The sequence below is a fragment of the Rhodococcus sp. 4CII genome (assembly GCF_014256275.1).
GTDB lineage: Bacteria > Actinomycetota > Actinomycetes > Mycobacteriales > Mycobacteriaceae > Rhodococcus_F > Rhodococcus_F wratislaviensis_A.
The window spans coordinates 4,360,734-4,383,082 of record NZ_JACCFE010000002.1; the positions used below are offsets into that span (position 1 = coordinate 4,360,734).

Sequence of the window (22,349 nt, forward strand, 5' to 3'; positions counted from 1 at the left end):
CCTCAGTTGTCCGAAACGCCTCAGTTGTACGACCGCAGCACGCCGCGGCTGATGATCTGCTTTTGAATGTCGCTGGTGCCTTCGCCGATGAGGAGGAACGGCGCCTCCCGCATGAGGCGTTCGATCTCGTATTCCTTGGAATAGCCGTAACCGCCGTGGATCCGGAAACTGTCCTGCGTCACCTCCGAGCAGAACTCGCTGGCGAGGTACTTGGCCATCCCGGCGGCGACATCGTTGCGTTCCCCGGAGTCCTTGAGCCGCGCCGCATTCACCATCATCAGGTGCGCCGCCTCCACCTTGGTGGCCATCTCCGCGATCCGGAACGCGATCGCTTGGTGCTCGGCGATCGGCGATCCGAACGTCTCCCGCGCCTTCGCGTACTTCACGCCGAGTTCGAACGCGCGCTGCGCGATACCGCACGCGCGGGCGGCGACATTGACACGGCCGACCTCGACGCCGTCCATCATCTGCCGGAAGCCGCGGCCAGGGTCGCCGCCCAGGATCGTGTCCGCGGCCGCCCGGTAGCCGCTGAACACCATCTCGGTGGTGTCGATGCCCTTGTAGCCCATCTTCTCGATCTTGCCCGGAATGGTGAGCCCGGGCAGCACCTCGCCGAACCCGGCGGGCTTCTCGATGAGGAACGCGGTGAGGTTGTCGTGGGCCTTCGGTGCCCCCTCCTCTGTGCGAACGAGAACGGCCACCAAGGTCGACGACCCGCCGTTGGTGAGCCACATCTTCTGGCCGTCGATCACGTAGTTGCCGTCCGCAGCCTTGGCCGCCTTGGTCCGGATGGCGGCGACGTCGGATCCGAGTTCGGGCTCGGACATCGAGAACGCGCCGCGCAGTTCACCGGTCGCCATGCGCGGGAGGTATTGCGCCTTCTGTTCGGGTGTGCCGTGCTGGGTGATCATGTGCGCCACGATGAAGTGAGTATTGATCACGCCGGACACGCTCATCCATCCGCGTGCGATCTCCTCGACGCACAGTGCGTAGGTCAGGAGGGATTCGCCGATTCCGCCGTACTCCTCGGGGATGGTGAGCCCGAACAGGCCCATTTCCTTCATCTGTTCGACGATGGCCGTCGGGTACGTGTCGGAGTGCTCGAGTTCCTGCGCCTGCGGGATGATCGCCTTGTCGACGAACGCCCGTACCGCCGAGACGATCTCGTCCTGCGTGTCCGTCAGTCCGGCGGTCTGCGCCAGTCGTGTCATCGTTCCACCTGTCCCGTAGTCATCAGTTCTCCGTACTCTGCTCGTCGTGCAGGCGTTCGCGCATCGCCGACCGCAACACGGCGCCCCGCGGGGGCGGGGGCAACTCGTCGACGAAGACCACCTCGCGCACCTTCTTGTACGGCGGCACCTTCGCGGCGACGAACTCGATCAGGTTCTCGGCGGTGAGGTGCGCCGCGGTGTCTGCGACCACCAACGCGACCGGCATCTCTCCGACCCCGGGCACGGAGCGGCCGACCACCACGACGTCGAGCACACCGCGCCGGGACAGCAGCAACTGTTCGAGTTCCTGCGGGTCGACGGTGTAGCCCTTGTAGAGGAGTGCGTCCTCGGGTTTGCCTACCATGTCGAATATCGAGTTCCATCTCGCCGGGAAATATTATTGTTCGCGAATATGCCCGGACAATTTCCCCGGACGCTGACCCTATTCAAGTGCCTCGGACGGCCGTGGTCAAAGACGCTCAGGGAAACCGAGGGTTGCCCTGTTCCTATGGGTCGTAAATGTGCTCTGTGCTGCGTGTTCGTGTTCGTGGTACGTGCTTGACAGCGGGGCCGGGTTGCTGGATATTCACCTTCATGGCTGAACGCGAAGTGAGCGACGAAGACTTCAAGGACATTCTCGCGCAGACGAGAGCCTTTATTCAGAAGGAAGTAATTCCCAGGGAAAATGAAATCGCGGAAAAGGATCTGATTCCGGACGACATTCGCCGCAAGGCGGCAGACATGGGTCTGTTCGGATACGCCATCCCGCAGCAGTGGGGTGGGCTCGGCCTCGACCTCACCCAGGACGTCGAACTGGCGATGGAGTTCGGGTACACGAGCCTGGCGTTGCGGTCGATGTTCGGTACCAACAACGGGATCGCCGGCCAGGTGCTGGTGAATTTCGGTACGGACGAACAGAAGTCGGAATGGCTCGAGCGCATCGCGTCGGGTGACGTGGTCGCGTCGTTCGCGCTGACCGAGCCGGAGGCCGGGTCGAACCCGGCGGGCCTGACCACCCGCGCCGTTCTGAAGGACGGTTCGTGGACGATCAACGGCACCAAGCGGTTCATCACCAACGCCCCGCTGGCCGACCTGTTCGTCGTCTTCGCCCGCACCCGCCCCGCCGACGAAACCGGAACCGGCATCGCGGTGTTCCTGGTCCCCGCCGACACCGCCGGTGTCGTGGTCGGGCCCAAGGACAAGAAGATGGGCCAGGAGGGCGCCTGGACCGCGGAGGTTGCGTTCGACGACGTCACCGTCCCGGAATCCGCCCTGGTCGGCGGCAGCGAGGAGGCCGGCTACCGCGCCGCCATGACGTCGCTCGCCCGCGGTCGGGTGCACATCGCGGCCCTCGCCGTCGGTAGTGCTCAGCGTGCGCTCGACGAGTCCGTCGCCTTCGCGGCGGTCACGAAGCAGGGCGGCACCCCGATCGGTGACTTCCAACTGGTGCAGGCAATGATCGCTGACCAGCAGGTGGGCGTGTCCGCGGGCCGCGCGCTGGTGCGGGACGCGGCGCGCAAGTACGTCAGCGGTGAGGACCGTCGGATCTCCCCGTCCGTGGCCAAGCTGTACTGCACGGAGATGGCCGGCAAGGTCGCCGACCTCGCGGTGCAGGTCCACGGCGGCACCGGATATATGAGAGATGTTCCGGTGGAACGGATCTATCGTGAAGTCCGGCTGCTGCGCCTGTACGAGGGCACCAGCGAGATCCAGCAGCTGATCATCGGCGGCGGCCTCGTCCGCGAAGCGAAGAAAGCACTCTGAACCGATGTTCGACGCAGTGATCTGTGAACCCGTCCGCACCCCCGTCGGGGGATTCGGCGGCATGTACCGCGACGTCCCCGTCACCGCCCTCGCGTCGACGGTGCTGAAGGGCCTGATCGAGCGGACGTCGCTCACGTCCGACGACATCGACGACGTCATCTTCGGTCAGGGCTACGCCAACGGCGAGGCGGCCGCTATCGGCCGGATCGCTGCGCTCGACGCCGGCCTCGACGTCACCGTGCCCGGCATCCAACTCGACCGCCGGTGCGGCTCGGGGCTGCAGGCCGTGATCTACGCGGCCATGCAGGTGCAGACCGGGATGAGCGATCTGGTGATCGCGGGCGGCGCCGAGTCGATGAGTCAGACCGAGTTCTACAGCACCGGAATGCGCTGGGGCGTCAAGGGTGCGTCGGTGGAGTTCCACGACCGGCTCGCCAAGCCGCGCACCAACTCCGGCGGCGTGAACTTCCCCGTCGAGGGCGGCATGATCGAGACCGCGGAGAACCTGCGCCGCGAATACTCCATCAGTCGTGAGGAGCAGGACGCGTACGCCGCCGAATCGCATGCGCGCGCAGTCCGGGCGCAGGACGCCGGACTGTTCGACGCCGAGACGATCCCGGTGACCGTGCCCGGCAAGCGTGGCAAGGATCCCGTCGTCCACACCACCGACGAGCACCCGCGCCGTGATGTCACGGTCGAGTCGCTGGCGGCGCTGCGGCCCATCCGCTCCCGCGTCGACCCGGATGCCACCGTGACCGCGGGCAACGCGTGCGGACAGAACGATGCGGCCGCCGCCGCGATCGTCACCACCCCCGACAACGCGGAGCGACTCGGCCTGCGCCCGTTCGCCCGGCTCGTCAGCTGGGGGGTGGCGGGGGTGGAGCCGAATCGGATGGGCATCGGCCCCGTCCCGGCCGTCGACAAGGCGCTGAGCCGGGCGAAGCTCACACTGAACGACATCGATCTTCTCGAGATCAACGAGGCGTTCGCCGCGCAGGTGCTGGCGTGTGCCCGGGAATGGAAGTTCGACGACACCGACATGCGGGACCGGTTCAACGTCAACGGTTCCGGAATCTCACTGGGACATCCGGTCGGCGCCACCGGTGGCCGCATCCTGGCCAATCTGCTTCGTGAACTGGACCGCCGCGCGGCCCGCTACGGCATCGAGACGATGTGCATCGGCGGCGGGCAGGGCATCGCGGCCGTGTTCGAGAACGTCAACATCTAGCCCTTCCCCTTTGCCCGGTACCGGGCCGACCCGAAGAGAGTGTCATGCGCGTATTTCAGGGAATCGACGACGTCGAATCCGCAGTCGGCGAACAGCTCGGGCACAGCGACTGGCTCGAGATCACCCAGGACCGGGTGAACGGGTTCGCCGACGCCACCGAAGACCACCAGTGGATCCACGTCGATCCCGAGCGGGCCGCCGAGGGCCCGTTCGGCGCTCCCATCGCCCACGGCTACCTGACGCTGTCGTTGCTGCCGAAACTCGGCGCCGAACTCATGCGCATCGACGGCGTGAAGCTGGTGATCAACTACGGCCTCAACAAGGTTCGCTTCCCCCAGCCGGTGAAGGTCGGGGCGAAGGTGCGGGCCGGCGGCGAGATCGTGTCGTTCGAGCGCACCAAGCAGGGCGCGCAACTGGTCGTCAAATACACCATCGAGATCCAGGGTGAGGACAAGCCGGCGTGCGTCGCCGAGACCGTCCGCGTCCTGGTCTCCTGAAAACGAGGAACAACATGCGTAGAGCAGCACTGGTCGCCCCCGTCCGCACGGCCGTCGGCCGATTCGGGGGCGGACTGCGCGACGTGCCCGCCGAGATCCTGGCGGCGACGGTCATCAAGGAGACCGTCGCGCGGTCGGGTATCGACCCTGAACTCATCGAGGACGTCGCGATGGGGCAGTCGTACGCCAACTCCGAGGCCCCGTGTATCGGACGGTGGGCGGCGCTCGAGGCGGGACTCCCGATCTCGGTTGCCGGACTGCAGACCGACCGTCGCTGTGGCACCGGGCTTCAGGCCCTCGCGACGGCGTCGATGATGGTGCAGACCGGAGCAGCCGACGTCGTGCTCGCCGGTGGCGTCGAGTCGATGAGCAACATCGAGCACTACACCACCGGAGCCCGGTGGGGCACCCGCGCCGGATCGCTCAACCTCTACGACCGTCTCGACCGCGGCCGTGAGCGCTCCCAGCCGGAATGGCGGTTCGGGAAGATCAGCGGCATGATCGAGACCGCGGAAAATGTCGCGTCGCGGTGCGGAATCAGCCGGGAAGAATCCGACGCCTTCGCCGCCGACAGTCACGCCAAGGCCCACGCGGCCTGGGAGGCAGGCAAGTTCGACGACGAGGTGATCGAGGTCAAGATCACCGATCGGAAGGGCAACGTCTCCGTCGTGTCGCGTGACGAGGGGATCCGCCCCGACACCACCGCGGAGTCGCTGGCGCGGCTGCGCAGTGTCGTCAAGGACGGAGTCGTCACGGCCGGTAACGCATCCCAGCAGAACGATGCGGCGTCGTCGATGCTCGTGGTTGCCGAGGACAAGCTGGACGAACTCGGTCTCGAGCCGATGGGCTTCCTCACCGGGTGGGCCGCCGCCGGGTGCGAGCCGGGACTGATGGGCCTCGGACCTGTCGCGGCCGCGGCGAAGCTGTTCCGCCGGACCGGTGCGAGCTTCGACGACTTCACGCTGATCGAGCTGAACGAGGCGTTCGCGTGCCAGGTGCTCGGGGTACTGAAGGAATGGGGTTTCGACGACCGGGACCGCTTGAACGTCAACGGTTCCGGCATCTCGCTCGGGCACCCGATCGGCGCCACGGGTGCGCGGATGACCACCACCGCGCTGCATGAACTGCGGCGGCGTGGCGGCGGCAAGGCGCTCGTCACGATGTGCATCGGTGGCGGGCAGGGGATGGCCGCCGTCGTCGAAGGTGCCTAACCTCGACTGACACTCGCGTCTGCCGGCTCCGACTTCGGCGCCGGCAGACGCGACTTCACGTAATTGACAAGCAATGCGGCGAAGACGATCGCGCATCCGATCGATCCGATGGCGAGTGCGTGCGCGATCCCGGTTTCGGTGGGAAGCAGGTCCGGTGCCAGGTTCGCAGCGAGCACCGCACCCGCGACGGCGCTGCCGAACGAGCCGCCGACGGTACGCAGCACCTGGTTGAAGCTCACGGCGCTGCCGAGTTCGGTGTCGGCGACGCTGCGTGCGATCAGGGCAGGCATCGCCGCGTACGTCATGCCCATCCCGGCGCCGAACCCCAGCATGCCGATCAGGATTTCCCACAGTGCGTGGTGGGCGACCCAGAGGAGCACGCTCGAGGCCGTCACGAGGCCCGCGCCGAGGAGCAGCAGCGTTCTCATGCGGATCCGGTGCGAGACCGCGCGGACGAGTCGGTTCGCGCCGAAGCTGGCGACCGACAGGGGAAGCATTACGAATCCGGCCCAGAACAGGGGCAATGCGATGCCGTAGCCGGTGGAGGCGGGCGCCTGGGCGATGAGGCTTCCGATCGAGAGTCCGATGTACATCGCGGCGCCGAGGCCGATCGCGGTGCTGTTCGCGACCAGCACGTCAGCGTTGCGCAATACCCGCAGGTTGATCAGCGGGTGTGGGGTGCGCAGTTCGACGAGCGTCCACGCCGTCAGCAGTATCGCGGCCCCGGCGAAGAACCCGACGGTCCACGGAGAGCCCCAGCCCCACCGCGAGCCCTCACTGACGGCGACGAGAAGTGACGCGAGTCCGGTGCCGACCAGCAGGGCGCCGGGCACGTCGAGCGTGTTGCGTGGCGCCTGCTCGTCGGGGCCCGCGGGAACGACACGCCAGACGACGAGGATGGTGGTGATCAGGAACAGTGCCGCGAACCAGAACGCGAAACGGAACCCGAGAAGGTCCGCGAGAATGCCGGTCAGGGGGTATCCGAGTCCGAGGCCCGTCGTCACCGTCACCGACAGGCTGGAGATGCCGAGCCGGGCCTGGTTCTCGGGGAGATAGCGGCGGGCCAGCGCGATCGTGACCGGAACGATTCCGTAGGTGAGTCCCTGCAGGGCGCGTCCGATGAGGAAGACGGTGAAGGTGGGGGCGGCGGCCGCGACGATCGAGCCGACCAGGATCGTGGTCAGCGAGCACAGCAGCAGGCGCTTCTTGTGGGGGCCGTCGCTCAGCCGGCCCATGATCGGTGTCGCGACCGCACCGACAAGCAGATTGACGGTGAGCATCCACTGGCCGGTGCTCACCTCGACGTGCATGTCGTGGGAGATCGTGGGCACCAGCAGCATGCCGAGTGAACTGACGATGGCGGTGGTCAGGGCAGCGTAGGCCAGGGCCGGCAGTAGCCGGGGGTGCGTGGTGGTCTCAGTCGACGGGCGCATCGTCCACCAGCTTGCGCAGAATCGGGACGACGGAGTCGAGGGTCTTCTTCTCCTCGGCGGTCAGCCGCTCCGCGATCGCCTGCTCCAGCCAATCCAGGCCCTTCGACCGTTCCTGCGCCAGCCTCTCCCGACCGGAGTCGGTGAGTTCGATCCAGATCCGACGTCGATCCTGCTCGTCGGGCGTCCGCACGACCAACCCGAGACCTTCCAGTTCGCGCACGGCCGTGGCGATCGCCTGGGGGCTGATCCGCTCGGCCGTCGCGAGTGTCGACGCGGACGTTTGTCCGTGCTTCGCCAGATACGCGAGCACGCCTATCTTGCCGACGGAGATCGTCCTGCCCGCGGTGAACTGTCGCCAGATCGGGCGCAAAGCTTCCCGCAGGACCTGAGCGGTGGCCTGTTCGGTGATCATGAGCAAAGCGTACAACCAGATTGATCAATCTAATTGACTAAATGGGGAGGCTCACACCGGTCACTGCCAGGATCGTCCGCACCGGCCTCCGTCGGCGATATCCTCGAGAGGACGCCATCGCGAGGTGAGTCCACAGGAATGTGCGCTGGTCGTGCCGTCGGGACCAGCGCGATGGCCGATGAGCCGACGGGGTGAGTGGTCCGTCCGATGGGTGAAGGTGATCCGCTCGACACGCAGCGGTATCCGCCGTCGCCGGCCGCGGAGTTGGCGGGCGCCGGGTTCGAGGATGCCGTGGAGATCGGTCGCGGCGGATTCGGCGTCGTCTACCGCTGCACGCAGGCAGACCTGGACCGCACGGTCGCGGTGAAGGTGCTCACCGTCGACCTGGACGAGGAGAACCGGGCGAGGTTCTTCCGGGAACAGCGGGCGATGGGCCGGCTGACGGGGCATCCGAACATCGTAGGTGTGCTGCAGGTCGGTGCCACCGATTCCGGTCTTCCCTACATCGTGATGCCGTTCCATCCGCAAGATTCCCTCGACTCGCTCATCCGCCGCGACGGTCCGCTGGCACTGGATCGGGTGCTGCGGGTGGGGGTGAAGTTGGCGGGTGCGGTGGAGTCGGCGCATCGGCTCGGGATTCTGCACCGCGACATCAAGCCGGCGAACATTCTGCTTACCGACTACGGCGAACCGGAGTTGGCGGATTTCGGTATCGCGCACATCAGCGGTGGTTTCGAGACCGCAACCGGTGCGATCACCGGGTCGCCCGCCTACACCGCGCCGGAGGTGCTCGCCGGTGATCCGCCGAGCCCGGCCGCCGACGTCTACGGTCTGGGAGCGACGCTGTTCAGTGCGTTGACCGGACATGCGGCGTTCGAACGGCGCAGCGGGGAGCAGGTGGTGGCGCAGTTCCTGCGGATCGCCACGCAAGAGGTGCCCGACCTTCGTGAGCACGGGATCGACGACGACGTGTCCGCGGTGATCGCCCGCGCGATGTCCCGCGATCCCGGTGATCGTCCGGCCACCGCCGCCGACTTCGGGGAGGAACTGCGCAGGCTCCAACGCGACCATGGGATGCCGGTCGACGAGATGGCCCTGCGCGCGGAACCCGGCGCGCAGGGGGACGGGCAGCAGCCGTCGGTGCGCGGACGATTGTCGCCGCCGTCCGCCTCTGTGGGCGCGACGGGCAGCCTCCCTCTGGAGCTGACGAGTTTCGTCGGTCGCCGGCACGAGTTGACGGAGGCGAGGAATCTGCTGACCGGGTCCCGGCTGGTGACGTTGACCGGGATCGGTGGTGTCGGCAAGACGCGGTTGGCGATGCGGGTCGCGGCGGCGGTGCAGCGCGACTATGCCGACGGTGTGCGGCTGGTCGAGTTGGGGGAACTGCGCGACGGGTCGTCGCTGGTCGATGCGGTGGCGGCAGCGGTGGGGGTGCGGGATCAGTCGGCGCGGCCGCTGCGGGAGGTGCTGATCGAGTTCCTCGCCCCGCGGGAGGTGCTGCTAATTTTCGACAACTGTGAACACCTGGTGGACGCGGCCGCCGAACTCGTGGGTCACGTCCTGCGGGTGTGCCCCCAGGTACGGGTTCTGGCGACCAGCCGCGAGCCCCTCGGCATCGGTGGGGAGGCGGTGCTACGGGTTCCGCCGTTGACCGTGCCGGATCCCGGCCGGCAGCCGTCTCTGCGGGGTTTGCCTACCTACGATGCGGTGACCCTGTTCGCCGAGCGCGCCGCGGCCGCCGTTCCCGGATTCGCGCTGACCGAGGACAACGCGGCGGCGGTGGCGGGGATCTGCCATCGCCTCGACGGGTTGCCGTTGCCGATCGAGTTGGCGGCGGCCCGGTTGCGGGCGATGTCGGCCGAGCAGATTCTCGGGCGGTTGACCGATCGTTACGCCCTGCTGACCCGGGGCAGTCGGGGTGCGCCGTCGAGGCAGCAGACGTTGCGGTTGTCGGTCGACTGGAGTTTCGAGTTGTGCAGTGCCGGTGAGCAACTGGTGTGGGGGCGGGTGGCGGTGTTCGCCGGGAGCTTCGAACTCGATGCCGCCGAGCGGGTGTGCGGCGCGGGCCTGGATCCGGACGAGTTGCTGGACACGCTGACGTCGCTGGTGGAGAAGTCGATCCTGATCCGGGAGCAGCACGGGTCGGTGGTGCGGTTCCGGATGCTCGAGACGCTCCGCGACTACGGTTACGAGAAACTCGAGCAGACCGGTGAGGCTCTGTCGTTGCGTCGTCGGCATCGGGACTGGTACGAGGCGTTGGCGCTCGAATCGGAGGCGGAGTGGATCAGTGCCCGGCAGGTGGAGTGGATCACCCGGCTGAAGCGGGAGCAACCGAATCTGCGGGAGGCGCTCGAGTTCAGTATCGACGATGATCCCGCCGCCGGGCTGCGTACCGCCGCCGCACTGTTTCTGTTCTGGAGCTCGCAGGGCCTGTACAACGAGGGGCGGCGCTGGCTCGGACAACTGGTCGCCCGGCAGAGCGGCGCACCCACCCTCGAGTGGGCCAAGGGTCTCTACGGTGCCAGCGTGATGGCGAACGTGCAGGGTGACCTGAACACGGGGACGGCACTCGTCGAGCAAGGGCGCGCGCTGGCAGCGAAGACCAGCGACCCCTCGGTACGGGCGTTCGTCTCCTTCGCCGACGGAATGCTCGGCCTCCTGGGCGGTGACCTCGTCCGTGCCCGCTCGCACCTGGAGACCGCGCTCGCAGAGTTCAGCCGACGGGGAGACCGCACGCTTGAAGTTGCCGCCCTGTACCCGCTCGGGACGGCCTACGGACTCAGCGGCTCGGCATCGCAGGCGATCGAATGCCACGAGCGGGTCCTCGCGATCACGGAGAAATTCGGCGAGAAGATGTATCGCTCGCACTCCCTGTGGGCCCTGGGAATTGCCGTCTGGCAGCAGGGCGATGCAGATCGTTCGGTGCAACTGCTCGAGGAGTCGCTGCAGCTGACCAGGCAGGTGCGCAGTCCCCGTGTCGTTTCGGCCTGCCTCGAAGCGCTCGCCTGGATCAGTTTCGAACGACACGATGCACTCCGGGCCGCCGTTCTGATGGGGGCTGCGGACGGGCTGGCGCGAGCGATCGGCAGTTCCGCGGTGATTCACTCCAATCTGATTGTCTACCAAAAAGAATACTTGGAGAAGGCGCGGAAGGACCTCGGCGACAAAGCGTTCGAGGCCGCCCGACGTGAAGGCGAGCAACTCGGCTTCGACGCGGCCATCGCCTACGCGCTCCACGAGCAACAGTCCGGAACCCCCGCGCGTGACACCGGCGCGTCGACACGACTGACCAAGCGCGAACACGAAGTCGCCCACCTCATCGCCGAAGGCCTGACCAATCAGGCCATCGCCGACCGCCTCGTGATCTCACCGCGCACCGCGCAAGGGCACGTCGAGCACATCCTGGCCAAACTGGGCTTCACCTCCCGGGCGCAGGTCGCCGCCTGGGTCGTGGAGCAGCGGGAACACGATTAGGCTCCCGGTTGCCCGCGGTGATCTCAGAGATGCTTCTTGTAGAAGGGGATCAGCTTGTCGAGGGCGATCTTGACGGGCTCGGGCTTGTCGTAGAGGTCGTAGTGGGAGAAGCCCTCGGCGACAACGAGTTCCTTGTCCTTGGATGCTGCGCGCCGGACGATTTCCAGGCCGTCGCGGTACGCCCCGAATGCGCCCGGCTTGTCACCGACCACGATGCACATCGGTTGAGTCAAGAGCACCTCGGCGCGGTTGAAAGCATCCCAGCCGACGGCGGTGGCCTGATGAGAGAACAGCGAACGGTTGAGACCGTGCGGTTTCTGTCCGCGATCGGTGCGGTAGTACTCGGTCGCCTCGTAGACGTCGATCTCGGTGAGGCCCTTGTCCTTGGCGACTTCCGGAGAAGGCGGCAGCAGGTCGTCCACCCGCAGCTCGGCGCCACGCGCTTCGGCGGTGCGTTGTGCCGCCATGGCTTCGAGGGCACCGATGGGGTCGTAGCCGGTGACAAGCTTCGTGCATCAGCCGACCGTAGTTCGCGCCCGTGACCGTGCCGAGGGCCTTGATTCGGCGCTCGGTCATCGTGGCGTTGACTGCGTAGCCGCCCGCGCCACAGATTCCGAGAACACCGATACGATCGTCATCCACGTAGGGCAGCGTCACGAGGTAGTCGATGACGTAGCTGAAGTCCTGGACACGGAATGTCGGGTCCTCGATGAAGCGCGGCTCGCCGCCGCTGGAGCCCTGGAAGCTTGCGTCGAACGCGATGACGACGAACCCTTCCGCGGCGAGGGCGCTGCCGTAGACGTTGCCCGACGTGATCGGTTGTGCGGCATCAACGACCCGATGCCCCCGACGAACGCACCGACACAGACGAGGACCTGCTCTTCGAAGTCACGGAGGAAGTAGCCACCGATTGCCGCGACGATCATGGCGACCGCCACACGCAGCAGCCGGGCAGGATCGCGGAGGGGTCGTCCCGGCGCCAGCCCACGCAGGCGGCGTGACCGACTGCCTCGAGGTGCATCACCCGCCGCGCATCCGTCGGGTGTTCCGGCCGTGCCGCGTCTGTCATGGGACGTTTCCGCACTGCGTTTCCTTCGGCACTGTGCTTCCTTCGGTGTGCCCGGGCGCTCAGACGCTCCGGAAGATCGTCTTGAGCTCCAGATACGGCTCGAGGCTGCCGGGCCCGAGTTCTCTACCCATGCCGCTGTTCTTCACGCCGCCGAACGGCGCCTCCGTGGGGAACGACGCGCTGTTGACTCCGATCGTTCCGGTGACGATCCGGCGGGCGACCGCGGTCGCGTGCTCGCGGTCCGGCGAGAAGACTCCACCGCCGAGTCCGTAGTCGGAATCGTTCGCGATGGCGATCGCCTCGTCCTCGTCCTCGTAGGGAATGACGACGAGGACGGGTCCGAAGATCTCTTCACGGGCGATGCGCATGTCGTTCGTGACGTCCCGGAAGACGGTCGGCTCGATGTAGTAGCCCCGATCGAACGCCGTGGACCGGGCACCGCCGACGACGACCTTCGCCCCTTCGCGTTGCCCCAACTCCAGGTAGGACTCGACCCGATCTCGCTGCCGTTCGGACACCAGGGGGCCGAACAGGTTGGCCGGATCGGTGGGATTGCGCGAGACCGAGAACGCCGAGATCGTTCAGCAGGCCGCGCGCGGTGAAGCGGACCTCGGGGTCTTCGCGGCCGCACACGAACTCGACCTCGACGGTGTGGACGTCACGCCCTACCGGCGAGATCGCCTGGTAGCTGTGGTGCCGCTGGGGCACCGGCTCACCGAGCAGTCGGCGGTGACATTTCAGGAGTTGCTGCCCGAGAATCTGTTCGCGGCGCGTGCGATGGTCCCCGCATTTCGCGCGGCCGCGAATCGGCTGGGAGAGCAGTTCGATTCCAAGCACTCCGTGCGGAGCGGAGAAGTCGCGATCAGTCTCGTCCAGGCGGGAATGGGCGTCACCGTGCAGCCGGAGTGCCTACTCGACCACGAAAGGAGGAGTCGCGTTGCAGTGATGGAACTCGCCGAGCCGTGGGCGGTGCGCCGGATCCACCTCGCCACCGCGCGCGGCAGGGCGCTGAGCCCGGCGACGCGCGCACTCGTCGCGCAGCTGCTCGACCGTCCGCTCGAGGAACAAGCAGAGCCTGACGAACGGCTCAGTGCACCTTCCTGATCCTTGGCCGCATCGAGGTGTCGCCGCCCTCGTCGATTGACGCGGCAGTACCCGGGCGAGCAGGCTTTGGGGTGGAAACTCTGTAGAAGCAGCTGCCGACGTTGCAGGTCATCATGCCGCTTCCGAGAACCGGCGACCTGTGGGAGGCGGCCACTAGGAGATCGAGGGTGACATCGAATGAACACGTTTGTTTCGCGAGTAGCGATCACGGCCGCCGCCATCGGGGCGCTCGCCGCGGCCGGTTCGGGCGTCGCGTCTGCTGCGCCGATTATTCACGGCGACCCGAACACGCCCGGCACACAGCTTCACGTCACGAGTCCACCGGAAGACCCCAACGGGTACGCGTGCGGGGCCCTCGGTGTCGCCGGCGTGGGAGTCGGATCGAATACTCCCGGCGGTACCGGTCAAATGAACGGTACCTACTTCGGCAGCGGACCGATGCAGGGCGGATGTGTGGGCAGCGACGGGTCCGTCCACTTCCCGTCCGGGAACGCCCACTGACAGCCGCGGTGACCGCCTCACCGGGACGCCGGCGCGCGCGTCCTGCGACGCGAACGGCGTAGGCGGAGTCGGCTATAGGTGAAGGCAGCCAGTACGAGGGCGATCAGCACGAGCATCGAGATGCTGAGCAGCCACCACGAGGGGGTGTGCTGCCACAGTGTGTCGGGTTCGGTGCCGGGGACGTTCGTCCGCAGGTCGACCGTCGAGGCGGCGGCCGCGAATCCCCACCGGGAAGGGAACAACCAGGCCAGTTGTTCGAGCACTTTGCGTCCGGTGATGCTGATCAATCCTCCGCACATCACCAACTGGACCATGATCACGATCACGAGCATCGGCATCACCTGCTCGTTGGAACGTGCCACCGACGACAGCGCCATGCCGACGAGGACGCAGGAGCAGGTGGTGACGGCGATGTCCACGATCAATTCGACTGCACCCGAGGGGATCACGGTTCCGTGTCCGGGAAGGCCCTTGCCGATGTAGACGACGATCATCATGACCACCGACTGCACGATCGCCGCGGCACAGAACACGACGATCTTCGCCGTCAGGTACGCGGACGGCAGCAGTCCGGCGGCGCGTTCGCGGTGGTAGATCATCCGCTCGCCGACGAGGTCGCGGATCGTCAGCGAGCAACCCATGAATGCGGCGCCGAGAATCAGCACGACGAGGATCTGGGTGAGTTCGCCGGATTCGTCGTCCGCCGGCCCGAAACCGGTGTCGCCGGGCACCAGGACGGACAGTCCGCCGAGCACGAAGGGCAGCAGCGACAGAAAGATCAGATAGCCCCGGTCCGCGCGAATCAGCCGGAGTTGGCGCCGGGCGACGGTACTCAGTTGCTTCGACCGCGAGGTGTGCGCGGGACGCCCCAACGGCCCCGGTGTACTCGGCGGAGGCGGCTCGCCCGCGGGACGGCGCGCGCGGTATTCGGCGAACACCTCATCCGGTTCGGATGCGACGCGGGCGAAGATGTCTGCCCAGTCGGAGCTTCCGAGCACCGCCCCGATCTGGTCCGGCGGCCCCACATAGGCGGTCTTTCCGCCCGGGGCGAGAAGCAGGATCTGATCACACATCTCCACATACGACAGCGAATGCGTGACGATGACGATGACGCGGCCGGAGTCCGCGAGCCGGCGCAACGTCGCCATGATCTGCCGGTCGAGCGCCGGGTCGAGACCCGAGGTGGGTTCGTCGAGGATCAGAAGGGAAGGGCCGGTGAGCAATTCCAATGCCACCGACGCGCGTTTGCGCTGCCCGCCGGACAGGCGGTCGACGCGCGTGTCCGCGTGTTCGGTGAGCTGGAGTTCGTCGAGCACCGACGCAATCACTTCGTCGCGGTCGTCCCGGCTGCTGTCGGGCGGCAGCCTCAGTTCGGCGGCGTAGCCGAGTGCCTGCCGGATGGTCAGCTGCCGGTGCACGAGGTCGTCCTGGGGCACCATCCCGATTCGGGACCGCAGCACCTGGTACTCGGCGTGCACGCTGCGACCCTCGAACTCGACCACGCCGTCCGTCGGACTTTCCGAGCCGGAGATGATGGTCGCGAGGGTGGTCTTCCCGGCGCCCGAGGGACCGATCACCGCGGTCAGGCTTCCGAGCGGGACGGTGAAGGTGACGTCCTCGAGCAGTCGCCGCCCGCCGTCGATGGTGAGTCCGACGCCGTCCACGCGCAGACCGCCGACGGTCTCCGCTACCGCTGGCCGCAGGGCGAGCCGTCCGTCCTGAACGGTGAGGTCGGTGTTGCCGATGGTGACGACGTCGCCGTCGCTCAGCGGCGCGCGGGACACCCGGGCCCCGCCGACGAACGTGCCGTTGACGCTGCCGAGGTCTTCGATCTCGAGGCCGGACGCCCCGGTGTGGAGGGTGGCGTGCCGTCGTGAGGCGAGCACGTCCCGGACGACGATGTCGTTGTCCGGGGCGCGCCCTATCGTCAGGGACCCGGCGGGCAGCGGACGATCGGGGGTGGGGGGACGGGCCGTGACCCGGTCGGCGCCCACACTGATCGTCGGCTGATCCCAGCCCTGCCCGGCCTGCCGCGTGGCCTCGGGATCCTCGACGGAGATCCGCACGACGGGGCCGTCGGCGCGGTCCCCGAGACGGACGACGACGGGGTTGTCGACGCGGACCCGCTCCCGCCGCTCACCGCCGACGAAGATCCCGTTCTTGCTGTCCGAATCGACGAGCTGCCATCCGTCGTCCCAATTCAGGCGTGCGTGCTCGCGTGACACCACGGGATCGTCGATCGTGATCTCACTGTCCGGATCGCGGCCGATGCGGATGGTCTCGCCCGCGTCGTAGCTCCCGTGGCCGTGGTCGGTCTCGATCATCACCCGCGGGTGCCCATTGCCGGCCCGATCGTCCATCGCCTCGGCCTCCGTCAGCGTCTTCGGGCGTAGGGGTGTCGAACTCCTATCGTCTCACGCGCACCCCACGCTCGCGGACGGAACGAGCGGCCGCAAACCCGTAATCGAGCGCCCTATTTTCCGAAGGAGGCGGTCCCGATCGTCCAGGCACGGGCCTGGTCGCTGAGGGTAAAACCCAGCCCCGGCCGGTTGGACAGATGCATCCGGCCGTCCCGGATCTCGAGGTGCTCGTCGAACAACGGGTCCAGCCAGTCGAAGTGCTCGACCCAGGGCTCGGTGGGGTAGACGGCCGCGAGATGCAGGTGGATCTCCATCGCGAAGTGGGGTGCGAGTTGCAGATGCTTCTGCTCGGCCAGCGTGGCCAGCTTCAGGAACTGGGTGATACCACCGATGCGGGGGGCATCGGGCTGGATGATGTCGACGGCGCCGGCTTCGATCAACCGAACATGCTCACCGACGCTGGCGAGCATTTCACCGGTCGCGATCGAGGTGTCGAGGCTGCGGGCGAGGTGCGCGTGCCCTTCGGCGTCGTAGGCGTCGAGCGGTTCCTCGATCCAGACGAGGTTGAACTTGTCGAAGATCCGGCCCATCCGCATGGCGGTGGGACGGTCCCACTGCTGGTTCGCGTCGACCATCAGCGGCACGTCGTCGCCGAGGTGCTCGCGCACCTTCTCCAGGCGGGCGACGTCCTGCTTCCAGTCCGGCTGCCCGACCTTGATCTTGATGCCGCCGATGCCGTCGGCCAGCGACCTCGACGCGTTCTCGAGGACCTGCTCGATCGGGGTGTGCAGGAAGCCGCCGGACGTGTTGTAGGTCTGCACCGAGTCGCGGTGCGAACCGAGGAGCTTGGCGATCGGCAGACCGGCACGTTTCGCCTTGAGGTCCCACAGTGCGATGTCGATCGCCGCGATGGCCTGGGTGGCCACACCGCTGCGGCCGACGGACGCGCCGGCCCAGACGAGCTTGGTCCAGATCTTGCCGATGTCGTTGGGGTCCTCACCGATCAGGACCGGGGCGATTTCCTGGGCGTGGGCGTACTGCGCGGGGCCGCCGGCGCGCTTCGAGTAGCTGAATCCGATGCCTTCGTGACCCTGCTCGGTGCGGATCTCGGCGAACAGGAACGCGACCTCGGTCATGGGCTTCTGGCGGCCGGTGAGCACCTTCGCGTCGCTGATCGGGGTCTTCAGCGGAAGGGTGATCGACGACAGGGCGATCGACTCGATGCGGTCGACGGTGGCCTCACCGGCAGCGAGGGCCTTGATCGCGGCGTCAGGGGCCGCCAGGGCGCTGGTCGGCCGCGTGGCAAAGGTATTGGTGGACATCGGTACTCCTTCGGGGGTGGCGTCGTTGCCGGGTGAGATGGGCGAGTTGTCCGGTCAGCTCTGTTGCAGGGCGCCGTCGACGCGCCGCCAGATTCCGAGGGGATTGTGGGTCCGCAATTCCGGGGCGAGCAGTTCCTCGGGGGCGTTCTGATACGCGACCGGGCGCAGGAAACGTTCGATCGCGCGGCTGCCGACCGAGGTGGTCGACGGCGCCGAGGTGGCGGGGAACGGCCCGCCGTGCACGATCGCGTGCCCGACCTCGACGCCGGTCGGCCAGCCGTTGAACAGAACCCGGCCTGCGATCAGCTCGAGCCGGTCGACCAGGGCGCCGGCGGCCTGGTAGTCGGACTCCGCCGCGTGCACGGTCGCGGTGAGCTGTCCTTCGAGCCGGTCGATGAGTTCCGGCAGCTGACCGGCGTCCTCGACACGCACGATCACCGATGCCGGTCCGAAGACCTCCTCCTGCAGGTGCTGATCGTCGAGGAACTGATCGGCGGTGGTGACGAACAGCTGCGGCACCGCGCCGCAGGCGATCGACGCGTCGGCGTCGGCGCGGGCCGCCGTTGTGATGTTCTCGTTCGCCTCCAGGCGCGCGACACCGTCGGCGAACGACGACGCGATACCGGAGTAGAGCATCGGTGCGGGTGCCGCAGCCGTGACGGCGTCGGCGGCGGCCCGGACGAAGTCGCCGGCACCCGGGGCGTCGACGAGGAAGACGACACCCGGACTGGTGCACAACTGCCCGACGCCGGTGGTCATCGAGGCGATGAATTCGGCGCCGAGCGCGTCGGCGCGGTCGTCGAGTGCGCCGGGGAGCACGAAGACCGGGTTGATGCTCGACATCTCCGCGTAGACGGGGATCGGCACGGGGCGGGCCGCGGCGGCCGCGGTCAACGCAACCCCGCCCTGCTGGGAGCCGGTGAATCCGACCGCGCGGATCCGCGGGTCCGTGACCAAGGCGATGCCGACGGTCTGCCCGGCGCCGAAGATCAGGGAGAAGGTCCCTTCCGGAAGGTCGTGTGCGCGCACCGCGGCCCGGATGGCGCGGCCGACCAACTCCGAGGTGCCGGGGTGAGCGGAGTGCGCCTTGACGATCACGGGCGCACCGGCAGCCAGCGCTGACGCGGTGTCGCCGCCGGCGACGGAGAACGCGAGCGGGAAGTTGCTGGCGGAGAACACGGCCACCGGGCCGAGCGGTACCGCACGCTGGCGCAGGTCCGGCTTGGGAATCGGCGCCCGGTCGGGATCGGGGGTGTCCAGGCGCGCCTGCGTCCAGCTGCCTTCGCGCACCACGGCGGCGAACATCCGCAGCTGACCGGTGGTGCGGGCCAGCTCGCCCTGCACGCGTGCGGCGGGGATGCCCGTTTCGGCGGTGACGCGCTCGATCAACACCGCGCCGAGGCCTTCGATCTCGGCCGCGATGGTGTCGAGGAACGCGGCCCGCTGCGTGGGGGTCGTGTGCCGATAGGTTCCGAACGCCTCCCAGGCGAGCGCGGCCGCGCGGTCCACGGTGGCGCTGTCGGCCTCGTGGTAGACGGGCGCGATCGCCTCTCCCGTGGCCGGGTTCGTCGCCTGGAACGGGCCTTCCGCGTCGGAGACGTCGCCGAAGCCGATCAGGTTGGCTCCGGTGAGTTCGACGGTGTGTGCGGCGGTCACGGTCAGTTCACCTTCTTGATCAGGTCGGCCAATTCCGCGAGCTCGACGTCGTCGAGGTCGGTGAGTGGGCTGCGGACGGGGCCGGCGGGGCGGCCGACGGCCTTCATACCGGCCTTGACGATGCTCACCGCGTACCCGGACTTGCGGTTGCGCAAATTGCAGTACGGGATCACGAAGTCGTTCAGCGCCGAGATGACGAATGCGGTGTCGCCGCGTCGCAGGGCGTTGTAGAAGTCGAGCGCGAACTGGGGAACGAAGTTGTAGATCGCCGACGAGTACGTGGTGACACCCAGCGCCAGGTACGGCAGCGCGAACATCTCCGCGGTCGGGAGGCCGCCGATGTAGGTGAGGCGGTCGCCGATGCCCGCGTAGATCCGCGTCATCTGCTCGATGTTGCCGACGCCGTCCTTGAATCCGACGAGATTCGGGCAGCTCTCGACGAGTTCGGCGACGGCCGACTCGGTGTAGACGGCGTTGGCGCGGGAGTAGATGGTGACCCCGAGGTCGGTGGCGGCGCACACCTGCTTGACGTGCGCGACCAATCCGTCCTGGCTGGCCTCGGTCAGATACGGCGGGAGCAGCAGGATGCCGTGCGCGCCTGCGCGTTCCGCGGACCTGGCCATCTCGACGGCGGTCGCGGTGCCGTACCCGGCGGGGGCGATCACCGGCAGACCGTCGGGTGCCTCCTGCACCGCCGCGGTGACGACCTGCTCGACCTCGGGCGGGGTGAGCGAGAAGAATTCCCCGGTGCCGCCGGCGGCGAACAACCCGGAAGCGTCGAACTGTCCGAGCCACGCGATGTTCTCGCGGTAGGCGGCCTCGTCGAACGAACCGTCCGCGCGCAGGTGCGACACCGGGAACGACAGCAGACCGGAACCGAGCTTGTGGGCGATCTCCTGAGGCGAGGCGGTGGTCATGATGTTGCGGTCTCCTGTCGACAATCGTGCCCGTGGTGTGCACTGATTCACAACGCTACGAACTCGGTACCGTTCAGGTCCAACACTTCTTATGGATCATCTGATACAAGGAAGGTATCGATGTTCTCCCCGCCGAGCGCCTTCACATGACGCAGCCGCCCTCGAGCCGGCAGATCAACTGTTGGAGAAATACCTCGAGGTGCAAATGCTCGACACGTCCAGCCGCGCAGTCACTCTGACACCCGCTGGAGAAGCGTTCATGGAGGATGCGCGACGGCTCCCCCAACTGTCCGAGCGCGCCGCGTTGTCGGTGCGCAAGACGTCGCAGGGTCGCTCGGGCATCCTCCGCGTCGGCTTCACCGGCGGCAGCGTCCAGCGAATCGCGGTACTTCTGCGAGCTGCTGTCGTCGGTGTTCCACGAGGCCTCGGTCGCGCCGGTGGTCGTGCAGTACGTGCATCAATTCCACACCATGCCGGCGCTGGTGAACCTCGGCAGGGGCGTCGCCCTGGTACCCGAATCGGCGAGCAAGATGTATTTCGACGGTGTCGCGTACTCGAGTGCCCGCCGGTCCGATACCTGTTCGGTATCGCAGGATGCAAAAGTCGGCTTGGACGCGCATTCGTGGGCGTGTGTAGATTCGGCTGAGCTCGCGAATGTGACTCACGACACCGTCCGTTCGCCCGCGTAGAATCTCAGTTCTTCGAAGGAGCCTCCGTGATGACCACCAGCCGGTCGGTCGAGGAATCGACCCTCGCCTCGACGTCGAAGACCGGGAAGGTCCGGTACACGATTCTGGCGATGATCTTCGCGGTCACGGTGATCAACTACGCCGACCGCGCGACGATTTCGATCGCCGGTGACGCGATTCAGGACGAGTTCGGAATCAGCTCGGTTGCCCTCGGATACATCTTCTCCGCGTTCGGCTGGTCGTATCTGATCGGGCAGATCCCCGGCGGCTGGCTCCTCGACCGCTACGGTTCGAAGCGGGTCTACGGTGGTGCGATCCTGCTCTGGTCGACGTTCACCGTTATGCAGGGGTTCCTCGGCAACTTCAGCATGGGAACCGCGGTCGGACTCCTCTTCCTCCTCCGTTTCCTGGTCGGATTGTCGGAGGCCCCGGCGTTCCCCGGCAACTCGCGAATCGTGTCGGCCTGGTTTCCGACGAAGGAGCGCGGAACCGCGGCCGCGATCTTCAATTCGGCCCAGTACTTCTCGACTGTCGTCTTCGCACCGATCATGGGCTGGCTCGTCACCGCCCTCGGGTGGGAGCACGTGTTCACCGTCATCGGCGGCGTCGGTATCGTGCTCGGCCTGGTCTGGATGAAGGTCATCTACAGCCCCCGCAGGCATCCCCGTCTGAAGCAGCCCGAATTCGACTACCTCGAGGCCGGCGGCGCACTCGTCGACATGGACGAACCCGGCCAGAAGAAGCAAGCCGGGTCGGATCAACTTCGCTACATGAAGTTGCTGCTCACCAACCGGATGTCGCTCGGTGTGTTCGTCGGCCAGTTCTTCATCACCACCATCACCTGGTTCTTCCTGACCTGGTTCCCGGTCTATCTCGTCCAGGAACGCGGGATGAGCATCCTCGAGGCGGGTTTCATCGCCGTCCTACCCGCGATCTGTGGATTCGTCGGTGGCATCAGTGGCGGCCTGATCTCGGATGCGCTGCTGCGCCTGGGCTGGTCGCTGACCCGGGCCCGCAAGACCCCGATCATCGTCGGTCTGCTGCTCGCCACCGCGATCATCGGCTGCAACTTCGTCGAAGCCTCCTGGGTCGTCGTCGCCCTGATGTGCGTGTCCTTCTTCGGCAAGGGCCTCGGCGCGCTGGGCTGGGCCGTCATGGCCGACATCTCCCCGAAGGAGATCTCCGGCCTCGGCGGCGGAGTCTTCAACACCTTCGGATCGGTAGCCAGCATCACCACCCCGATCGTCATCGGCTACATCGTCGACAGCTACGGCTCGTTCGAACTCGCCCTCGTCTACGTCGGGGCCTGCGCCTTGCTGACGGTCGTCGTCTACGTCTTCGTCGTCGGACCGATCAAGCGCCTCGACCTCGCCGAAATGCAGGCCCGCGCCGACAGCAGGCGCGCCGCGAAGCGCGCCTGACTGTACCCCCCAGTACCCGCCCGTATCCGGCTGCCAGATCGGCATTTTCGTTGGATCGGTAGCCGCCGTCGATGTATCGG

Annotated in this window: 19 protein-coding genes and 1 pseudogene; 8 read left to right on the top strand and 12 right to left on the bottom strand. The window is 67.2% G+C overall.

Annotated features, from left to right (window positions below):
- Window positions 1-20: 20 nt before the first annotated feature.
- Both H0B43_RS20950 and H0B43_RS20955 read right to left on the bottom strand, forming a co-directional pair.
- On the bottom strand, window positions 21-1,211 hold the full coding sequence (locus H0B43_RS20950) for an acyl-CoA dehydrogenase family protein (protein ID WP_185726194.1): 1,191 nt from the start codon (window positions 1,209-1,211) through the stop codon (window positions 21-23).
- A gap of 22 nt (window positions 1,212-1,233) precedes the next feature.
- A complete protein-coding gene (locus tag H0B43_RS20955; protein ID WP_185726193.1) occupies window positions 1,234-1,575 on the bottom strand; it encodes an AMP-binding enzyme in 342 nt (113 codons plus the stop codon).
- Between the two features lie 230 nt (window positions 1,576-1,805).
- On the opposite strand from H0B43_RS20955, the gene H0B43_RS20960 reads away from it, so the two are divergent.
- Genes H0B43_RS20960 through H0B43_RS20975 form a run of 4 tightly spaced genes read left to right on the top strand, consistent with a single transcriptional unit; the run spans window position 1,806 to window position 5,911 of the window.
- Window positions 1,806-2,975 carry an acyl-CoA dehydrogenase family protein gene (locus H0B43_RS20960; protein ID WP_185726192.1) on the top strand — a complete coding sequence of 390 codons (1,170 nt, stop codon included), beginning with the start codon at window positions 1,806-1,808 and terminating at the stop codon, window positions 2,973-2,975.
- Window positions 2,976-2,979: 4 nt separating this feature from the next.
- Window positions 2,980-4,203, top strand: a complete 1,224-nt coding sequence (locus H0B43_RS20965; protein ID WP_185726191.1) for an acetyl-CoA C-acetyltransferase — start codon at window positions 2,980-2,982, stop codon at window positions 4,201-4,203.
- Window positions 4,204-4,247: 44 nt separating this feature from the next.
- Window positions 4,248-4,700: a MaoC family dehydratase gene (locus tag H0B43_RS20970; RefSeq protein WP_185726190.1), complete on the top strand. Its 453-nt coding sequence runs from the start codon at window positions 4,248-4,250 to the stop codon at window positions 4,698-4,700.
- A 14-nt stretch (window positions 4,701-4,714) separates the two neighbouring features.
- The gene (locus tag H0B43_RS20975; RefSeq protein ID WP_185726189.1) at window positions 4,715-5,911 is read left to right on the top strand and encodes an acetyl-CoA C-acetyltransferase; all 1,197 of its coding nucleotides are present in this window, start codon (window positions 4,715-4,717) and stop codon (window positions 5,909-5,911) included.
- Here H0B43_RS20975 and H0B43_RS20980 read toward each other — a convergent pair.
- Together H0B43_RS20980 and H0B43_RS20985 are read right to left on the bottom strand one after the other, a co-directional pair.
- On the bottom strand, window positions 5,908-7,344 hold the full coding sequence (locus H0B43_RS20980; RefSeq protein ID WP_185726188.1) for an MFS transporter: 1,437 nt from the start codon (window positions 7,342-7,344) through the stop codon (window positions 5,908-5,910). The two genes, H0B43_RS20975 and H0B43_RS20980, sit on opposite strands and share 4 nt — an antisense overlap.
- Window positions 7,328-7,756, bottom strand: coding sequence for a MarR family winged helix-turn-helix transcriptional regulator (locus tag H0B43_RS20985; protein WP_185726187.1), 429 nt, complete (start codon window positions 7,754-7,756; stop codon window positions 7,328-7,330). Before H0B43_RS20985 ends, H0B43_RS20980 begins: the two co-directional genes overlap by 17 nt.
- Before the next feature lie 207 nt (window positions 7,757-7,963).
- Between H0B43_RS20985 and H0B43_RS20990 the strand changes: the two genes are divergently transcribed.
- Window positions 7,964-11,230: a protein kinase domain-containing protein gene (locus tag H0B43_RS20990; protein WP_185726186.1), complete on the top strand. Its 3,267-nt coding sequence runs from the start codon at window positions 7,964-7,966 to the stop codon at window positions 11,228-11,230.
- 23 nt (window positions 11,231-11,253) lie between these two features.
- Here H0B43_RS20990 and H0B43_RS43205 read toward each other — a convergent pair whose 3' ends face one another.
- From H0B43_RS43205 to H0B43_RS21005, 4 genes and pseudogenes are all read right to left on the bottom strand, one after another.
- On the bottom strand, window positions 11,254-11,697 hold the full coding sequence (locus H0B43_RS43205; protein ID WP_213015205.1) for an alpha/beta hydrolase: 444 nt from the start codon (window positions 11,695-11,697) through the stop codon (window positions 11,254-11,256).
- A gap of 157 nt (window positions 11,698-11,854) precedes the next feature.
- A pseudogene (locus H0B43_RS43210) lies at window positions 11,855-12,097 on the bottom strand (alpha/beta hydrolase); the annotation flags it as partial.
- A 55-nt stretch (window positions 12,098-12,152) separates the two neighbouring features.
- Complete coding sequence (locus tag H0B43_RS21000; protein WP_185726185.1) at window positions 12,153-12,299, bottom strand: hypothetical protein; 147 nt, start codon at window positions 12,297-12,299, stop codon at window positions 12,153-12,155.
- A 59-nt stretch (window positions 12,300-12,358) separates the two neighbouring features.
- Complete coding sequence (locus H0B43_RS21005) at window positions 12,359-12,817, bottom strand: aldehyde dehydrogenase family protein (RefSeq protein WP_312033684.1); 459 nt, start codon at window positions 12,815-12,817, stop codon at window positions 12,359-12,361.
- Between the two features lie 28 nt (window positions 12,818-12,845).
- Here H0B43_RS21005 and H0B43_RS21010 point away from each other — a divergent pair, with 28 nt between their 5' ends.
- Both H0B43_RS21010 and H0B43_RS21015 read left to right on the top strand, forming a co-directional pair.
- On the top strand, window positions 12,846-13,403 hold the full coding sequence (locus H0B43_RS21010) for a LysR substrate-binding domain-containing protein (RefSeq protein WP_312033683.1): 558 nt from the start codon (window positions 12,846-12,848) through the stop codon (window positions 13,401-13,403).
- A 177-nt stretch (window positions 13,404-13,580) separates the two neighbouring features.
- On the top strand, window positions 13,581-13,904 hold the full coding sequence (locus H0B43_RS21015; RefSeq protein WP_185726184.1) for a hypothetical protein: 324 nt from the start codon (window positions 13,581-13,583) through the stop codon (window positions 13,902-13,904).
- 17 nt (window positions 13,905-13,921) lie between these two features.
- Here H0B43_RS21015 and H0B43_RS21020 read toward each other — a convergent pair whose 3' ends face one another.
- From H0B43_RS21020 to kdgD, 4 genes are all read right to left on the bottom strand, one after another.
- On the bottom strand, window positions 13,922-16,264 hold the full coding sequence (locus tag H0B43_RS21020; protein WP_185726183.1) for an FHA domain-containing protein: 2,343 nt from the start codon (window positions 16,262-16,264) through the stop codon (window positions 13,922-13,924).
- Window positions 16,265-16,377: 113 nt separating this feature from the next.
- The gene (locus H0B43_RS21025) at window positions 16,378-17,586 is read right to left on the bottom strand and encodes an L-talarate/galactarate dehydratase (RefSeq protein ID WP_185726182.1); all 1,209 of its coding nucleotides are present in this window, start codon (window positions 17,584-17,586) and stop codon (window positions 16,378-16,380) included.
- 54 nt (window positions 17,587-17,640) lie between these two features.
- On the bottom strand, window positions 17,641-19,248 hold the full coding sequence (locus H0B43_RS21030) for an aldehyde dehydrogenase (NADP(+)) (RefSeq protein WP_213016033.1): 1,608 nt from the start codon (window positions 19,246-19,248) through the stop codon (window positions 17,641-17,643).
- Window positions 19,245-20,159 (bottom strand): 5-dehydro-4-deoxyglucarate dehydratase, encoded by a 915-nt coding sequence (kdgD, locus tag H0B43_RS21035; protein ID WP_185726180.1) that lies wholly within the window; start codon window positions 20,157-20,159, stop codon window positions 19,245-19,247. Before kdgD ends, H0B43_RS21030 begins: the two co-directional genes overlap by 4 nt.
- A 718-nt stretch (window positions 20,160-20,877) precedes the next feature.
- Between kdgD and H0B43_RS21040 the strand changes: the two genes are divergently transcribed.
- Window positions 20,878-22,269: an MFS transporter gene (locus H0B43_RS21040; RefSeq protein WP_185726179.1), complete on the top strand. Its 1,392-nt coding sequence runs from the start codon at window positions 20,878-20,880 to the stop codon at window positions 22,267-22,269.
- The last annotated feature ends 80 nt before the right edge of the window (window positions 22,270-22,349 follow it).

What these genes read in the sequence shown, in the direction of transcription:
- H0B43_RS20950 (WP_185726194.1), bottom strand. Translation starts at nt 1,211, where the DNA reads ATGACACGACTGGCGCAGACCGCCGGACTGACGGACACGCAGGACGAG.
- H0B43_RS20955 (WP_185726193.1), bottom strand. Translation starts at nt 1,575, where the DNA reads ATGGTAGGCAAACCCGAGGACGCACTCCTCTACAAGGGCTACACCGTC.
- H0B43_RS20960 (WP_185726192.1), top strand. Translation starts at nt 1,806, where the DNA reads ATGGCTGAACGCGAAGTGAGCGACGAAGACTTCAAGGACATTCTCGCG.
- H0B43_RS20965 (WP_185726191.1), top strand. Translation starts at nt 2,980, where the DNA reads ATGTTCGACGCAGTGATCTGTGAACCCGTCCGCACCCCCGTCGGGGGA.
- H0B43_RS20970 (WP_185726190.1), top strand. Translation starts at nt 4,248, where the DNA reads ATGCGCGTATTTCAGGGAATCGACGACGTCGAATCCGCAGTCGGCGAA.
- H0B43_RS20975 (WP_185726189.1), top strand. Translation starts at nt 4,715, where the DNA reads ATGCGTAGAGCAGCACTGGTCGCCCCCGTCCGCACGGCCGTCGGCCGA.
- H0B43_RS20980 (WP_185726188.1), bottom strand. Translation starts at nt 7,344, where the DNA reads ATGCGCCCGTCGACTGAGACCACCACGCACCCCCGGCTACTGCCGGCC.
- H0B43_RS20985 (WP_185726187.1), bottom strand. Translation starts at nt 7,756, where the DNA reads ATGATCACCGAACAGGCCACCGCTCAGGTCCTGCGGGAAGCTTTGCGC.
- H0B43_RS20990 (WP_185726186.1), top strand. Translation starts at nt 7,964, where the DNA reads ATGGGTGAAGGTGATCCGCTCGACACGCAGCGGTATCCGCCGTCGCCG.
- H0B43_RS43205 (WP_213015205.1), bottom strand. Translation starts at nt 11,697, where the DNA reads ATGGCGGCACAACGCACCGCCGAAGCGCGTGGCGCCGAGCTGCGGGTG.
- H0B43_RS21000 (WP_185726185.1), bottom strand. Translation starts at nt 12,299, where the DNA reads ATGACAGACGCGGCACGGCCGGAACACCCGACGGATGCGCGGCGGGTG.
- H0B43_RS21015 (WP_185726184.1), top strand. Translation starts at nt 13,581, where the DNA reads ATGAACACGTTTGTTTCGCGAGTAGCGATCACGGCCGCCGCCATCGGG.
- H0B43_RS21020 (WP_185726183.1), bottom strand. Translation starts at nt 16,264, where the DNA reads ATGGACGATCGGGCCGGCAATGGGCACCCGCGGGTGATGATCGAGACC.
- H0B43_RS21025 (WP_185726182.1), bottom strand. Translation starts at nt 17,586, where the DNA reads ATGTCCACCAATACCTTTGCCACGCGGCCGACCAGCGCCCTGGCGGCC.
- kdgD (WP_185726180.1), bottom strand. Translation starts at nt 20,159, where the DNA reads ATGACCACCGCCTCGCCTCAGGAGATCGCCCACAAGCTCGGTTCCGGT.
- H0B43_RS21040 (WP_185726179.1), top strand. Translation starts at nt 20,878, where the DNA reads ATGACCACCAGCCGGTCGGTCGAGGAATCGACCCTCGCCTCGACGTCG.